This is a genomic window from Dyella japonica, from assembly GCF_040545895.1.
GTDB classification, from domain to species: domain Bacteria; phylum Pseudomonadota; class Gammaproteobacteria; order Xanthomonadales; family Rhodanobacteraceae; genus Dyella; species Dyella japonica_D.
The window spans coordinates 620017-635381 of sequence record NZ_JBEPMU010000001.1; the positions used below are offsets into that span (position 1 = coordinate 620017).

The 15365-nt window shown below is 65.9% G+C and carries 12 protein-coding genes; 7 read left to right on the top strand and 5 right to left on the bottom strand.

The genetic code is table 11. The features are described 5' to 3' along the window. Positions 1-19 precede the first annotated feature (19 nt). The 4 genes from ABIC75_RS02595 to ispG all read right to left on the bottom strand — a co-directional run bounded on the left by ABIC75_RS02595 (position 20) and on the right by ispG (position 3182). The gene (locus ABIC75_RS02595; RefSeq protein ID WP_354012305.1) at positions 20-838 is read right to left on the bottom strand and encodes an HD-GYP domain-containing protein; all 819 of its coding nucleotides are present in this window, start codon (positions 836-838) and stop codon (positions 20-22) included. A 101-nt stretch (positions 839-939) separates the two neighbouring features. Then, complete coding sequence (locus ABIC75_RS02600; protein WP_354012306.1) at positions 940-1233, bottom strand: DUF1905 domain-containing protein; 294 nt, start codon at positions 1231-1233, stop codon at positions 940-942. Continuing rightward, complete coding sequence (locus ABIC75_RS02605) at positions 1187-1918, bottom strand: class I SAM-dependent methyltransferase (RefSeq protein ID WP_354012307.1); 732 nt, start codon at positions 1916-1918, stop codon at positions 1187-1189. Before ABIC75_RS02605 ends, ABIC75_RS02600 begins: the two co-directional genes overlap by 47 nt. A gap of 7 nt (positions 1919-1925) precedes the next feature. Next, positions 1926-3182 carry a flavodoxin-dependent (E)-4-hydroxy-3-methylbut-2-enyl-diphosphate synthase gene (gene ispG / locus ABIC75_RS02610; protein ID WP_354012308.1) on the bottom strand — a complete coding sequence of 419 codons (1257 nt, stop codon included), beginning with the start codon at positions 3180-3182 and terminating at the stop codon, positions 1926-1928. Between the two features lie 182 nt (positions 3183-3364). Between ispG and ABIC75_RS02615 the strand changes: the two genes are divergently transcribed. Continuing rightward, on the top strand, positions 3365-4102 hold the full coding sequence (locus ABIC75_RS02615) for a Crp/Fnr family transcriptional regulator (RefSeq protein ID WP_354012309.1): 738 nt from the start codon (positions 3365-3367) through the stop codon (positions 4100-4102). Between the two features lie 11 nt (positions 4103-4113). Here the strand turns inward: ABIC75_RS02615 and ABIC75_RS02620 are convergent, their stop codons facing one another. After that, a complete protein-coding gene (locus ABIC75_RS02620) occupies positions 4114-6060 on the bottom strand; it encodes an acetyl-CoA hydrolase/transferase C-terminal domain-containing protein (RefSeq protein WP_354012310.1) in 1947 nt (648 codons plus the stop codon). Positions 6061-6181: 121 nt separating this feature from the next. On the opposite strand from ABIC75_RS02620, the gene ABIC75_RS02625 reads away from it, so the two are divergent. From ABIC75_RS02625 to ABIC75_RS02650, 6 genes are all read left to right on the top strand, one after another. Next, on the top strand, positions 6182-7639 hold the full coding sequence (locus ABIC75_RS02625; RefSeq protein WP_354012311.1) for a phospholipase D-like domain-containing protein: 1458 nt from the start codon (positions 6182-6184) through the stop codon (positions 7637-7639). Between the two features lie 118 nt (positions 7640-7757). Next, the gene (gene xseA / locus ABIC75_RS02630) at positions 7758-9140 is read left to right on the top strand and encodes an exodeoxyribonuclease VII large subunit (protein ID WP_354012312.1); all 1383 of its coding nucleotides are present in this window, start codon (positions 7758-7760) and stop codon (positions 9138-9140) included. 68 nt (positions 9141-9208) lie between these two features. Continuing rightward, positions 9209-10852 (top strand): acetolactate synthase large subunit, encoded by a 1644-nt coding sequence (locus tag ABIC75_RS02635; protein WP_354012313.1) that lies wholly within the window; start codon positions 9209-9211, stop codon positions 10850-10852. A 23-nt stretch (positions 10853-10875) separates the two neighbouring features. Further along, a complete protein-coding gene (locus tag ABIC75_RS02640) occupies positions 10876-12306 on the top strand; it encodes an aldehyde dehydrogenase family protein (protein ID WP_354012314.1) in 1431 nt (476 codons plus the stop codon). Between the two features lie 133 nt (positions 12307-12439). Then, positions 12440-14023 (top strand): inorganic phosphate transporter, encoded by a 1584-nt coding sequence (locus ABIC75_RS02645; RefSeq protein ID WP_354012315.1) that lies wholly within the window; start codon positions 12440-12442, stop codon positions 14021-14023. 178 nt (positions 14024-14201) lie between these two features. Next, complete coding sequence (locus ABIC75_RS02650; RefSeq protein ID WP_354012316.1) at positions 14202-15230, top strand: TraB/GumN family protein; 1029 nt, start codon at positions 14202-14204, stop codon at positions 15228-15230. Positions 15231-15365 lie beyond the last annotated feature (135 nt).

The window sequence follows — 15365 nt, forward strand, 5'->3', positions numbered from 1 at the left end:
GCGCGGCACGTGCGACGCGTCAATCCAGCGACACCTGCTCCAGGCCGATCGCCTTGAGTTCGTCGTAGTGCTCCAGGAAGAGCGCCACGATGCCCGGATCGAGCTGCCCGCCGGCCGCGTTGCGCAGGTAATCGATCACTTCCGGCTCCGGCCAAGCGGGCTTGTACACGCGTGGAAAACTCAAGGCATCCCATACGTCGACGACGCTGAAGATACGGGCGGCGAGTGGAATGTCCTCGCCCTGCAGGCCGCGTGGATAGCCCGTGCCATCCCAGCGCTCATGATGCGAATAGGGAATGTCGATGGCCGGCCGCAGGAAGGCGGTGCGCAGGAGCAGATCCCGCCCCAGCACCGTGTGCGTACGCATCAGCGTCATTTCCTCGGGCGTGAGCGGGCCGGGCTTGATCAGCACGGCATCGGGCAGCGCGAGCTTGCCGATGTCGTGCAGCAACGCGCCAAAGCGCAGGTGCCGCAGCGCATCGCCCTCCAGTCCCACGCGCCGGGCCAGCGCCACCGTCATGCGCATGACGCGTTCGGAGTGGTCGCGCGTCTCCTTGTGACGCGCGTCCATCGCCGATACCAGCGCGCGCAGCGATTGTTCGTTGCCACTCAGCAGCAGGTGATTGAGGCGATCCATGCGACGCATGTCGCGGCCGATCAACCAATAGAGCAACGCGCCCGTCACCACCACATACAGGCTGCCCTTGATCGAGTGCAGCAGGCTCAGCGTGCGCTCGTCGATGTCGAGCGTAAGCAACAGGTGATCGGAAAAGAGCACCCACAGCAGCGCCACCGACACATAGATGGCCACGATGCGAAATTGGGGCTTGACCGTCACCGCATCTCCCTGCCGCCTTCGCTATCGGCCGTCCGGCCAGCACGCGACCAGCCCGAGCATACGCCCAAGATGGCAGCGGCGTGGTCGACCGACGTGCATCGTCAGGCTTCCTCGGGCTCGATCAGCACGTCGATGAACTGGCCAACGCCAAGACCCACGGCGGCTGCCGAGGATTCCTCCAGTTGCAACCAGAACGTGCCGGAGCGCTCCACTACGGCACCACGGAAATCACGTCCGTTGACGCTGCCGCGAACGCGATGCCCGTGGCCGCATTTCCATAGCGGCCTGGCAGGTGTCGACCATTGACTGACCGGATCGAACGGCAGTGGCACCAGCCACGGTCGCTGATCACTCTGTACGGTGGCGCGAAACGCTACGGCGCGATGTCTGTTCATCCCCGTTCCCCTGGCGTGCCCCGGCCACGAAGATAGCGGACGCGGGGCGTCCGGTGTGAGGATGAATCGGCTCTTTGATGGCCAGGAGGGTCAAACCGGCCATCTGGATGGCTGTAACCCAACTGCCAAGCGTGCGGAAATACCAGGGCGCCGGCTGGCTGAAGCCCTCCCCGCAACCCACCCAGGAGCCTTCGCGCCAGCCGTCGACATACGGCTCGACGCCCGCCATCAGCGGATGCAGCGTCTGGATGGCCAGCACGCCACCGGGCTCGAGCAGCGAGGGTACGGCGGCCAACAGGGCATCCACCGACGCCCCGCCCAGCAGCGAGAAGTTGCACACCACCACGTCCGCACGCTCCGTCAGCGCACCGGTCGCCATGTCCTCATAGGAAACGACGCGAAACTCGCCGCCGCCCTTCGCGCGTGCCGCTTCCACCAGCGATGGAATGGCGTCGACGCCAAGCACGTCGATGCCTTGTGCGGTGAGCGCCCGCGCCAGCCAGCCTTCGCCGCAGCCAACATCGATCACGGTGCACGGCGACTGCGAGAGCACGGTGTCGACGATAGCCTGGTCGGTCACCAGCCTGCGGCTTTCGATACGGCCTTCGCGAACCGCGCTTTCCCAGGCCTGCGCATTGGCATGCCAGGCGTCGAGAATCAGGGCTTCGCTGGTCCCGTCGCCCACGGGCGAATCAACTTGCGCGACTGACGTACTTGCTGGCGACGTAGTTGTCGAGAATGCCGATGAACTCGCTGGCGATGTTGTCACCGCGCAGCGTCATGGCCTTCTGGCCGTCAATGAAGACGGGAGCCGACGGTGCCTCGCCATTGCCCGGCAACGAGATGCCGATGTTGGCGTGCTTGGACTCGCCCGGGCCGTTCACCACGCAGCCCATCACGGCCAGCGTGAGGTTCTCCACGCCGTCGTACTTCACGCGCCACAACGGCATCTGTTCGCGCACGTGATCCTGCACGGTGCGCGCCAGCACCTGGAAGAATTCGCTGGTGGTGCGTCCGCAACCCGGGCAGGCCGTGACCAGCGGCGTGAACGCGCGCAGACCCATGGTCTGCAGCAGTTCCTGCGCCACGATGACTTCGCCCGTGCGCGAGGCGCCAGGTTCGGGCGTGAGCGAAATGCGGATGGTATCGCCGATGCCTTCCTGCAGCAGCACCGCCAGCGCAGCCGACGATGCCGTGATGCCCTTGGAACCCATGCCCGCTTCGGTAAGGCCCAGGTGCAAGGCGTAATCGCAGCGGTCGGCAATGTCGCGGTACACCGCGATCAATTCCTGCACGCCGGAGACCTTGCACGACAGGATGATGCGATCGCGCGGCAGGCCGATTTCCTCGGCACGCTTGGCCGAATCCAGCGCCGAGCGGATCAGCGCCTCGCGCGCCACGTGCGCCGCATCCCACGGCTGCGCACGCTGATGGTTTTCATCCATCAGGGTGGCCACCATGCTCTGGTCCAGCGAACCCCAGTTGGCGCCGATGCGCACCGGCTTGTGGTAGCGCAGCGCCATCTCGATGATGGAGGCGAACTGCGTGTCCTTCTTCTTGCCGAAGCCCACGTTGCCCGGATTGATGCGGTACTTGGCCAGCGCTTCCGCGCAGGCGGGTTCCGCTTCCAGCAGCTGATGGCCGTTGTAGTGGAAGTCGCCGATGATCGGCACGTCCACGCCCATCATGGCCAGCTTGTCGCGGATGCGCGGCACCGCTGCGGCGGCGGCCGGCGTATTGACCGTGATGCGCACCAGTTCCGAGCCCGCACGCGCCAGCTCGGCGATCTGCTTCGCGGTGCTGGCCGGATCTTCGGTGTCGGTGTTGGTCATCGACTGCACCACGATGGGCGCACCGCCGCCCACCGTGATCTTGCCGATCTTGACGCCGACGCTGGGACGGCGCGAAGCGGGCTGGGCGGGACGCGGGGAAGAAGTCGAGTCGCTCATGTGTGGGATCGCGGTTCTGGGACGGCAACAGGCAAAGGATACCCGAACGGCCGGATGCGCCCTAGCAAGCGTCGCAGCACCGCGCGCGATGCGGCAAAACCGCGCAATGGAGCCACGCCTACGGCTTGAACGAGGATCATAGGCGCTGCCCACGCGGCATTGTCATTAAGGAGTGCATGCCCATGCTTCAGACTTCCCGCCAGGATGGCGTCTCGCGTATGACGCCCTCGCCCTCTTGCGCCGGTTGCGGCCACGCCGCCGTCTGCCAGGCCAGCGGCTACGACCGGCCCGAACTGTCAGGACTGCGTCATATCGCCGAACGCGTCGGCCCGCTGCGCACCGGCGAGTACCTGTATCGGCCCATGTCGCCGTTTCGCGCGCTCTACGCGGTGCAGACGGGCATGGCCAAGACGGTGGCGGTGGACGTGGCCGGACGCGAGCAGGTGCTGGCGTTCCATCTTCCCGGCGAGATGATCGGCCTGGACGCCATGGAGCGCGAAGTGCACGACAACGCCGTGATGGCGCTGGGCAAGACGCAGTTCTGCCGCTTTCCCTACCCGGCCGTGCGCCATGTCTCGACCGAGCAGCCGGAAGTGCCGTGGCACTTGGTGCAGTCGGCGAGCCGGCGCATCTCGCGCCTGCAACTGACCAGCGGCAACCACATGGCAGAAGAGCGCTTCGCTGCGTTCCTGGTGGACCTGCGCGACCGGCGCGCCATGCTCGGCCTGCCGTCCGACTACCTGCCGCTGCCCATGTCGCGTGCGGATATCGGCAACCACCTGCGCCTGACCACGGAAACCGTGAGCCGCCTGCTCGGCCGCTTGCGCCAGCGCGAATGGGTTCGCGCCGATCGCACCGGCCTGCACATCCTCAACCTGCCCGCCTTGCGCGAACAGGGCCTGTCGCTGCTGATGCACTGAACGCCTCACGCTCAACCGGCCGTCCTGCGCAGGGCGGCCTTGAGCAGGCGCTGTTGCACTCGGTCGCCGAAGCGACGGGGTTGCGCGAGTCCCATGCGATCCAGCGCTTCGTCTTCGCCGCCCACCGGGTTGCCCGGCGATGCGGCGGCGCGCAGCACCTCCCACTTGCCTCGCCAGGTGGAACTGCGCGCCTTCAGCCAGCCAAGCGCCGGCAACAGGCGTTGCTCCACCTCGGTGAAATCGCTGCCGAAGGGAAACGGCGGCAGCAGATCCTTCGTCTGCCATGGCGCCAGCGCCTCCTTGAGCACCTCGGGCCGGTTGTTGCGCCAACGCTCGGGTATCTGAAAATCCGCGGCGAGCTTGCCGTGCGATTTCGCCTCCGCGCACAGCGCGTCGATGAAGCGCGCATCGGTGATCGAAAGCATGGCTTCGATGCACTCGCTGTCGGTCTTGCCGCGCAGGTCGGCCACACCGTATTCGGTCACGAACAGATCGCGCAGGTGGCGCGGGATGGTGGTGTGTCCGTAATTCCAGCGGATATTGGTTTCCACGCCGCTGCGGCCCTGGCGCGTGGAGCGCAGCAGCAGGATGGAGCGGCCATCGGCCAGTTCGTGCGCCATCGCCACGAAGTTGTACTGCCCGCCGACGCCGCTCACCACTTCGCCGTCCTCCAGGCCATCGGACACGGCCGAACCCAGCAGCGTCGCCATCATGCAGGTGTTGAAGAAGCGCGCGCCGCGCCGCTGCAGCGACGCCAGCATCTGGTGGTCGCCGTACAGCTGGTTGACGTTGGACACGCGGCACATGTCCAGCGCATCCGGATCGCTCGCATCCAACTCGGCCAGCCAGCGATAGAGCTCGCGCGTGCCGAGGAAGAATGCGCCGCGCAGATAGTGGCCGCCCGGCGTCTCCGGTGACAGTCGGCCGCAGGCGGCGGCGCGCTCCATCGCCATGTTGTCCCACGCGCGACGCTTGAGGATGCCGGCGCGCTGCAGATGCATGAAACCATCCATCACCATTTCACTCGCGCCGTACAAACCGGCGCGCAACGGTGCGAGACCGCCGATGCGCGCGGCCAGTGCATGCGTGCCGCCGCGCGGATCCAGCGCCACCAGCGCGCGACGCCACTGCGTGTTGTCTTCCTGTCGCCAGCGCAGTCCGTAGACCAGCGCGTCGGACAACGCACCGATGCCGATCTGCAGGCATCCGCCATCGCGCACCAGGGCGCTGGCGTGGATGCCGAGCGCGTATTCGATCGTGTCGATCGGCTGGCGCGGCACGGAGAACAGCGGCGGCGCGGTGTCGGTGCGCAGCTCCACGTCGAAATAATCGCGCTGCACTTCGGCATGACCGGTGATGTACGGCAGATCCGGATGCACCACCGCCACGCACAACGGGCGCGGCTTCCCCGATTGCACGACGCGGTCGATGAAGTCGAAGGTCAGGTCCGGATTGCACGACAGGCTGTAGCGCACGCCTTCGGGCGTTTCGCGTCGCGCCACCAGCTGCACGAGCAGGTTGATGTCCTGCACGGCGAGGTCGCGCGCCACGTGCGTGTAGTTCTGGCTGATGTAGTTGCGCTGCGCGCCGCCCGAATGCAGCAGCGCGCCCGACTGCATGTAGAACTCGTGCACCGCCACGTTCGACGGCAACTGGTTGCGCGCCTGATCGACGGCGTATTCCGGATCCACCGCGTCCGCGCCGAAATGCCGTTCCACGAACGGACCGACGAAACGCGCCTCCAGCCCTGGCGCCGGCTGCGGACGCGTCAGCGACAACGCAGTGTAGAGCGCCATCGAACGCGATGTATCCGCCTTGGTCAGCCGGTACAGCGCGTTCAACAACTCATGCGGCTTGCCCAAACCCAGCGGCGCAGCCACGCGCAGGTCCGGGCCGATTCGTTCGGCAAGCTGCTGCGCGCACGCATCGGTGTCGGTATGGCATTGCTCAGGCGACATGGAGCGAACATGACAGAAAGTTCATGGGAGCGACATGACCGGATGGACGAGGCGTATTGGTGGCATGCACCAAGTGAATACGGGTTGAAGAAGCCCCGAACAGATGCCCTACACTCCAGTCATGAACCGACCTACCGCATCCGCCCATGCACGCCTGCTGGCCGAACAGGCGCTGAGCCGTGCCGCGGGCGCGCCGCTGCTGGCCGGCAATCGCGTCGAACTGCTGATCGATGCGGCCGTCCATTTCGAGGCCTGGCTGGCGGCCATCCGCGGCGCACGCGAACGCGTGCTGCTGGAGAACTACATCATCCGCGACGATGACATAGGCCGCAGCTTTCGCCAGGCGCTGGTGGAATGCGCGCAACGCGGTGTGTTCGTGGCGGTGGTGTACGACTGGCTGGGCTGCAAGGGCCAGTCGCGCGATCGCTTCTGGGCACCGTTGCGCGCGGCGGGCGGCCAGGTTCGTGCGTTCAATCCGCCGCAGTTCGGCCATCCGTTCGGATGGGTCAGCCGCGATCACCGCAAGCTGCTGGTGGTCGACGGCGTGCACGGTTTTCTTTCGGGCGTGTGCATCAGCGGAACATGGCTGGGCAATCCGTCGAAGCAGGTGGCGCCGTGGCGCGACACCGGCGTGGCCTTGCACGGACCTGCCGTGACCGAACTGGAGACGGCTTTTCTCGAGAGCTGGTCGAGCATCGGCACGCCGCTGCAGCCGTTCGAGCAATCCTCGGCGATGGAGGACGCCGGCACGGTGGCGCTGCGCGTCATCGCGACACAGCCTGCCACCGCCGGCATGTACCGCCTCGACCAGCTGATTGCCGCCATGGCACGCAATACGCTGTGGCTTACCGACGCCTATTTCGTCGGCGTCGCGCCCTACGTGCAGGCGCTCGCCGCCGCCGCGCGCGATGGCGTGGACGTGCGCCTGTTGGTGCCCGGCAGCAGTGACATCCCCTTGGTCGCCGGCATGTCGCGCTCGGGCTATCGGCCGCTGCTCAAGGCCGGCGTTCGCGTGTTCGAATGGAACGGCTCGATGCTGCACGCCAAGACGGCCGTAGCCGATGGCCTGTGGGCGCGCGTGGGTTCGTCCAATCTCAACATCGCCAGTTGGTTGAACAACCGCGAGATCGACGTGGCGGTGGAAGACACCGGCTTCGCGCAGCAGTTGGCCGATCAGTACGAGCGCGACCTGGAAAACGCCACCGAGATCGTGCTCGCGCCCAGCCGCTGGCGGCGGACCACCGATCACGTGCAAAGCCACGCCCCGCGTCCGCGGGTGCGGCACGTCGGCGGAAGTTCGGGGCGTGCCGCCGCCGGCGCGCTGCGCATCGCCAATACCGTGGGCGCGGCGCTGACCGATCGCCGCGTGCTGGGCGACACGACCACCGGGCCACTGATGATCGGCACCGTCGCGTTGATCGTAGTGGCAGTGGTCGCCGTCCTCTGGCCCGCCGTGATCGGCTGGCCGCTGGCCGTGGTGGCCGCCTGGTTCGCGCTCAACTTCGGCATCCGGGCGTGGCGTCTGCGTCGCCGCCTCAGGCAACGCGCGGCCGAGCTGGACGATTCGCCGGAGCCATGAATCACCCGTGAATCCAAGCAGATAGCCGCCATGCCTTAGGCCAAGGCTGCGCTTAGTGGGCCAAGCGGATGTAATCGCAGCATTCGATGGATGATTCTCATGCTAGGCTCACGCCTTCATGCGCTCGCCCGATGACACCCACGACCAGGCCGGTCCGCCGCCGCGCCAGATCCTGACGCCCAGCTCGCTCAACCGGCTGGTGCGGGACCTGCTGGAAGACGCCCTGCCGCTGATCTGGATCGAAGGTGAGCTGTCCAACGTCGCCCGCCCGGCATCGGGGCATATCTATTTCACGCTGAAGGACACCAACGCCCAGGTGCGTTGCGCCATGTTCCGGCCCAAGAGCACCTGGCTGAAATTCCGTCCCGCCGACGGCATGCACGTGCTGGTGCGCGCCCGGGTCGGGCTGTACGAGCCGCGCGGCGAATTCCAGTTGGTGGCCGAGCACATGGAACCGGCCGGCGAAGGCGCCTTGCAGCGCGAGTTCGAACAGCTCAAGGCGCGACTGGATGCCGAAGGGCTGTTCGATCCCGCCCGCAAGCGTGCCCTGCCCCGTTATGCGCGACGCATCGGCGTGATCACCTCGGCGACCGGTGCGGCCATCCGCGACGTGCTCAGCGTGATGTCGCGACGCTGGCCACTGGCCGAGGTGGACGTACTGCCCGTGCCGGTGCAGGGCCGCGAAGCGCCGCCCGCCATCGTGCAGATGTTGCGCAAGGCATCGGCCAGCGGACGCTACGACGTGCTGCTGCTGACGCGCGGCGGCGGATCGCTGGAAGACCTCTGGGCCTTCAACGACGAGCAGGTCGCGCGAGCCATCCATGCCAGCGCGGTGCCGGTGGTGTCGGCAGTGGGTCATGAGATCGACTTCAGCATCGCCGACTTCGTGGCCGACCTGCGCGCGCCCACGCCGTCGGCCGCCGCCGAGTTGCTGGTGCCCGATGCGTTGGCGCTGCGTCGCCACCTGCATCAACTGCAGCAGCGACTGGCCACGCTGGAACAACGCAAGTTGCAGGCGCGCATCCAGCGCGTGGATCATCTTCTCGCACGCCTGCAGGCCCAACGGCCGCAGGCACGCCTGGCGCGCGATCGCGAACGGCTCACGCATCTGCAGCGGCGACTGCTCGGCGTGCAGCGCGAACAATCGCAACGTCGCCTCAACGCATTGGAACGCGTGCACGCGCGGTTGCTCGCCCAGCATCCGCGCCTGCGCCTGATGCTACTGCAACGCCAACTGGGCGAACTGCGGCAACGGCTGCTCAGCAGCATCGAACGCAAGCTGGAACGTGATCGCGCCACCCTGCGGCACAGCGGCCGCGCGCTGCACGCCATCAGCCCGCTTGCCACGCTGGAGCGCGGTTATTCCATCATTTTCGATGCCAATGGCAAGGTCGTTCGATCATCCAAAGGTATCGACGAAGGCACGCCGCTGCGTGCGCGACTTGCCGATGGCGAACTGCCGCTGATCGTGCGCAAGAACGAGCCACCAAGCGAGCAATAGCGCCGTCAGCTCACGCGGCATGAACGACCCGTGTCGCATCCTTCACGCTTCGGCATGAGGAGCAACGCATGATTGGCGCACAACTGTTCGTGAAAGCACTTGAAGCCGAAGGCGTGCACAGCATCTTCGGCGTGCCGGGCGAAGAGAATCTGGATTTTGTCGAGGCACTGCGCGACTCCTCCATCCGCCTGATCGTCACCCGCCACGAACAGGCCGCCGGTTTCATGGCCGCCACCTGGGGACGCCTCACTGGTGAAGCAGGCGTGGCGCTGTCCACGCTCGGGCCGGGCGCCACCAACCTGGTCACCGCTGCCGCGTATGCGCAGCTCGGCGCCATGCCGATGTTGATGATCACGGGGCAGAAACCCATCCGCGAACACAAGCAGGGCCTGTTCCAGTTGGTGGACGTGGTGGACATGATGCAGCCGCTGACCAAGTACACGCGGCAGATCGTGTCGGCCCCCACCATTCCGGCACGGGTCCGCGAAGCCTTCCGTCGCGCCGAAGAAGAACGACCCGGCGCCGTGCACCTGGAACTGCCCGAAGACATCGCGCGCGACACGGTGGAAGACGCCATCCTGCTGCCCACCGAATACGCGCGCCGGCCCGCACCCGACGATGCGGCGCTGGTGCAGGCGGCCGAAGCCATTACCAGCGCCAGGCATCCCGTGCTGATGATCGGCGCGGCCGCCAATCGCCAACGCACCACCATTGCCTTGCGCGATTTCATCGACAAGCTCGGCCTGCCCTTCTTCACCACGCAGATGGGCAAGGGCGTGATCGATGAGGATCATCCGCTGTGGCTCGGCAATGCCGCGCTGTCGGACGGCGACTTCGTGCATCGCGCCATCGACGCGGCCGACGTGATCATCAACGTCGGCCACGACGTGGTGGAGAAGCCGCCATTCTTCATGCGCAAGGGGCGGCGCACCGTCATCCACATCAACTTCTCCAGCGCGGAAGTGGATGCGGTTTACTTCCCGCAGATCGAAGTGGTCGGCGACATCGCCCACACGGTGGAACGCCTCACCGATGCGCTGCAACCGCAGGAACACTGGAACTTCAGCTTCTTCGATCGCGTGCGCGACGCGTTCCACAAGCAGCTGGAAGATCACGCACGCGACGATCGCTTCCCCATGCATCCGGTGCGCGTGGTCGACGACACGCGGCGATTCATGCCCGACGACGGCGTGCTGTGCCTGGACAATGGCATGTACAAGATCTGGTACGCACGCTATTACCGCGCCCGCGAACCCAACACCGTGCTGCTCGACAACGCACTCGCCACCATGGGCGCAGGCCTGCCTTCAGCCATGGCAGCGAAGATGGTGTATCCCGAGCGCAAGGTGCTGGCGATCTGCGGCGATGGCGGCTTCATGATGAATGCGCAAGAGCTGGAAACCTGCGTGCGCCTGAAACTGGACCTGGTCATCCTGCTGCTGCGCGACGACGCCTACGGCATGATCCGCTGGAAGCAGGCCGAGATGGGCTACGCCGATTACGGCATGGTGTTCGGCAATCCCGACTTCGTCGCCTTCGCCGAAGCGCACGGCGCACGCGGCCATCGTCCCGGCAGCGCCGCCGAATTCCTGCCCACGCTGGAGCGCGCGTTCAACGCGGGCGGCGTGCACCTGATCGACCTGACCATCGACTATTCGGACAATCACCGCATTCTCAACGAAGAAATCCCGCGGCTCAGCGCAGCCGTCTGAGCGCCTACGTTTCGGAGTCATCCATGCTTGCCAAGAGTTATCCGTACTATCTCGCCAACCAGCCGCAGACATCCAAGGAAATGATGGATGTGCTGGACAAATACAGCGGCAAGGTCGCCACGCGTGTGGCGGTGCCCGACGCCAAGGCCACCGAAAAAGCCATTGCCGCGGCCGTGAAGGCCACCATCCCGATGCGCGATTTCAAGCCGTGGGCGCGACAGCAGGTGCTGCAGCATTGCGCGCAGCGCTTCACCGAGCGACGCGAAGAACTGGCCTATGCGCTGTGCGTGGAAGCAGGCAAGCCGATCAAGGATTCCGATGGCGAAGTCACGCGCCTGATCGAAACCTTCACCATCGCGGCCGAAGAGGCGGTGCGCACCAATGGCGAGACGATCAACCTGGAAATCGCCAAGCGGCTCAACGGTTACCACGGCTACACCAAGCGCGTGCCGCTGGGGCCGGTGTCGTTCATCACGCCATTCAACTTCCCGTTGAACCTGGTGGCGCACAAGGTGGCGCCGGCCATCGCCGCCGGCTGTCCGTTCGTGCTCAAGCCCGCCGAACGCACGCCCATCGGCGCGCTGATCATCGGCGAGGTGCTGGCCGAAACCGATCTGCCCAAGGGCGCGTTCTCCGTGCTCACGCTGGATGGCAAGCATGCCAATCCATTGGTGGAAGATCCGCGCTTCAAGCTGCTCTCGTTCACCGGCAGCCAGATCGGCTGGGATCTGAAAACGCGCGCCGGCCACAAGAAGGTGACGCTGGAACTGGGCGGCAATGCAGCATGCATCATCGATGCGGACCAGGGGCCCAACCTCGATTACGTGATCGACCGGATGATTTTCGGCGCGTTCTACCAGTCCGGCCAGAGCTGTATCAGCGTGCAACGCATCTACGTGCACGAGTCGCTGTACGAGGAAGTGAAGAAGCGGCTGATCGCCGCGGTGAAGAAACTCAAGGCGGGCGATCCGAAAAAGAAGGACACCTTCCTCGGCCCCATGATCGACGATGTCGCCGCCGAGCGCCTGCAAAGCTGGATCGAAGAAGCGCGCAAGGCCGGCGGCAAGATCCTTTGCGGCGGCAAGCGCGTTGGCGCGATGCTCGACGCCACCTTGATGGAGAACGTGCCCACCAGCGCGAAGGCGTATCGCAACGAAGCGTTCGGCCCGTTCGCCCTGCTCGCGCCGTTCCGCACGTTCGATGAAGTCGTCGAACTGGTCAATGATTCGGAGTACGGCCTGCAGGCCGGCATCTTTACCGACAGCCTCGCCAACGCGATGCGCGCGTGGAACGAACTCGACCAGGGCGGCGTGGTGGTCAACGATGTGCCGAGCTTCCGCGTCGACAACATGCCTTATGGCGGCGTGAAGCTGTCGGGCATCGGTCGCGAGGGCATCCGCTGGGCCATCGAGGACATGACGGAAGTGCGCCTGATGGTGATGCGCGAGCGCTGAGTTTTCCCTTCTGCAGATGGCCCGCCACGACATGCCGAACCTCGGCGTGGACGTGGCGCACCGTCCGTTGACTGTCACGTATCTGTCTTGCGCGGGTGCTTAGCTTGCGAGAGACCGACCACGAGGGCATGTCATGCAGACCGAAGCCGCAGTCGTCTCCGCCGCGCCGCCACGCCCGGGATCCGGTCGCATCTTTGCCCTGATCTTCGGCGTGATCCTGCTGATCGGCGCGGGCTATGCCGGGCTTCATCTGGTGCAGGATCTCTCGGCGGTCCGCTCGCATTCCATCGCCCCATTCCTCCTGCTCGGCGTCGCGCTGCTGATTGCGCTGGGCTTCGAATTCGTCAACGGCTTCCACGACACCGCCAACGCGGTGGCTACCGTGATCTACACCAACTCGATGCCGGCCAACATGGCGGTGATCTGGTCGGGCGCATTCAATTTTCTTGGCGTGCTGCTTTCCTCCGGCGCAGTGGCCTTTACCGTGGTCTCGCTGCTGCCGGTGGAGCTGATCCTGCAGGTCGGCGGCCAGGCGGGTTTTGCCATGGTGTTCGCGCTGCTGATCGCGGCGATCCTGTGGAACCTCGGCACCTGGTATTTCGGCCTGCCCAATTCCTCGTCGCATACGCTGATCGGCTCGATCATCGGTGTCGGCCTTGCCAATCAACTCATCTCGGCGCACAGCGGCACCAGCGGCGTGAACTGGGATGCGGCCATGGGCGTGTTCCGCGGCCTGGTGTTCTCGCCCATCGCCGGTTTTCTTCTGGCCGGCCTGCTGATGTTGCTGCTCAAGACGCTGGTGAAGATTCCGGCGCTGTATCGCGCGCCCGAAGGCAAGAAGCCACCGCCGTGGCCGATCCGCGCGCTGCTGGTGCTCACCTGCACCGGCGTGAGCTTCAGCCATGGCTCCAACGACGGCCAGAAAGGCATGGGCCTGATCATGCTGATCCTGATCGGCACCGTGCCCACGGCGTATGCGTTGAATGGCGCGGTCTCCGGCGGCGAGGTGAAGACCTTCCACCAGGTATCGGTGGACGCGCAGCAGGTGTTGAGCGGCATCGCCGGCAGCATCACATTCGACGGCGACCCGCGCGCCACGCTCACCGCCGCCGTGCAGCAACGTGCAGCGCAACCGAGCACGGCGCCGGCGCTGGCGCAGCTGATCGGGCAGATCGACCATCAGGTGGGCAATCGCTCGTCGCTGAAGTCGGTGCCGCCGGAACAGATGGGCAACGTGCGCAACGACATCTATCTCGCCAACGCGGCCATCCCGCTGCTGCTGTCCCAGCCCGGACTCGGCAAGGAGCAGACGGCCACGCTCACCAGCTGGCGCGGGTTGGGCACGCAGGCTATCCAGTTCATCCCGCCGTGGGTGAAGGTGGCCGTGGCACTCGCGCTGGGCCTGGGCACGATGGTGGGCTGGAAGCGCATCGTGGTGACGGTGGGCGAGAAGATCGGCAAGGAACACCTGACCTATGCGCAGGGTGCGTCTGCCGAGCTGGTGGCCATGACCCTGATCCAGGCCGCCGACATGTACCACCTGCCGGTCAGCACCACCCACGTGCTCACCTCGGGCGTGGCCGGCACCATGGCCGCCAACGGCTCGGGCCTGCAGTGGTCCACCGTGCGCAACCTGCTGATGGCCTGGGTGCTGACCCTGCCCGCCTCCATCCTGCTGGCCGGTGGCCTGTACGTTGTCTTCCGCCAGATCTTCTGAGCGTTACTAGCTCCAGGGCGCGCCTGCGCCCGTCCGGAGGTGGAAGCGAACGGCCACGCCGGATCCGGCATGGCCGTCGTCACACACCGCGTCTGGCGTCGCAACCACGGCTATCATTCCCCCAGGGAGCCCGCCTCGGCGGGCTTTAGCCGTCGCGTCCTTTCAAGGAGCTTGCCGGATGCACGCCAAGACCGTCTTATGCCTCGGCACGCTGCTGCTGGCCACCAGCGCATGGGCACAGAACACGCCCGCACCCGCCAGCACGGCCCCTGCACCATTGCCACCGGCCAATGCCGTCGAACTTCAAACCGTCACCGTTCGCGGCGAACAACCGGGCCCCGCGCTATGGGAAGTGCGCCGCGGCACCCATGTGCTGTGGATCGTCGGCACCTTGTCGCCCTTGCCCAAGCATGCCGAATGGCAATGGACGAAACTCGAGCGGGCGCTGAGCCGTTCCAGCGAGCTGCTCGAAGCACCATCGGCACGCCTCAGGATGCCGCCCAGCCTGTTTTCCCGCCTCGCCCTGCAACCGTCCGCCAAGCTCAATCCAGGTGGCGCCACCCTGCAAAGCCTGCTGCCGCCGGAGACGTACACGCGCTGGCTGGCGCTGCGCCACCAGTACCTGCGTGACGACGACGCGCTCGAATTCATGCGCCCCATGATCGTGGCCCAGCAGCTCTACGAAAAGGCGCTGGCGGCCGATGACCTGACCAACGACATCGATGTCGCCGACATGGTGGAGAAGCTGGCGCGCCGGCACGGCAATCGCATCATCGGCGTGCGCTACGAACTGCTCGTCACGCGTGCACCACCCAGTACAACCATCGACCAGGACCAGCAGAAAGGCATCGCCTGCCTCGACGAAACCATGCACCTGGTCGAACAGGACATGCCCAAGCTCACCCAGCGCGCCAATGCCTGGGCAACCGGCGACATGGCGACGCTGCAGAGCCTGATGCCGCAGCGAAGCTACGAACCGTGCATCGTCTCGGCCATCAATGGCGATTTCGAGAAGCAGCTCAATATCCCCGACCTGCCCCAGCGCATCGAGAAGGCCTGGATGGATGCCGCCGAAGCCGCACTCGTCCGCAATCGCAGCACGGTTGCCGTGCTGTCGCTGGACCAGTTGCTGTCGTCCGACGGATATCTCGCCAAGCTGAAGGAACGCGGTTTCATCGTGCGTTCGCCGGAGGATGTGGATCTCTAGGGCTTTTCGAATCCTGCGTGCAGGTTCGCCCTTGGCCGTCATTCCGGCGCAGGCCGGAATCCAGTGGCGGGCGCGCGGGGTTATCGCCACAGGCCGAACGCTCCTGCGAACGCCGAGAACCCTGCACCGACGCTG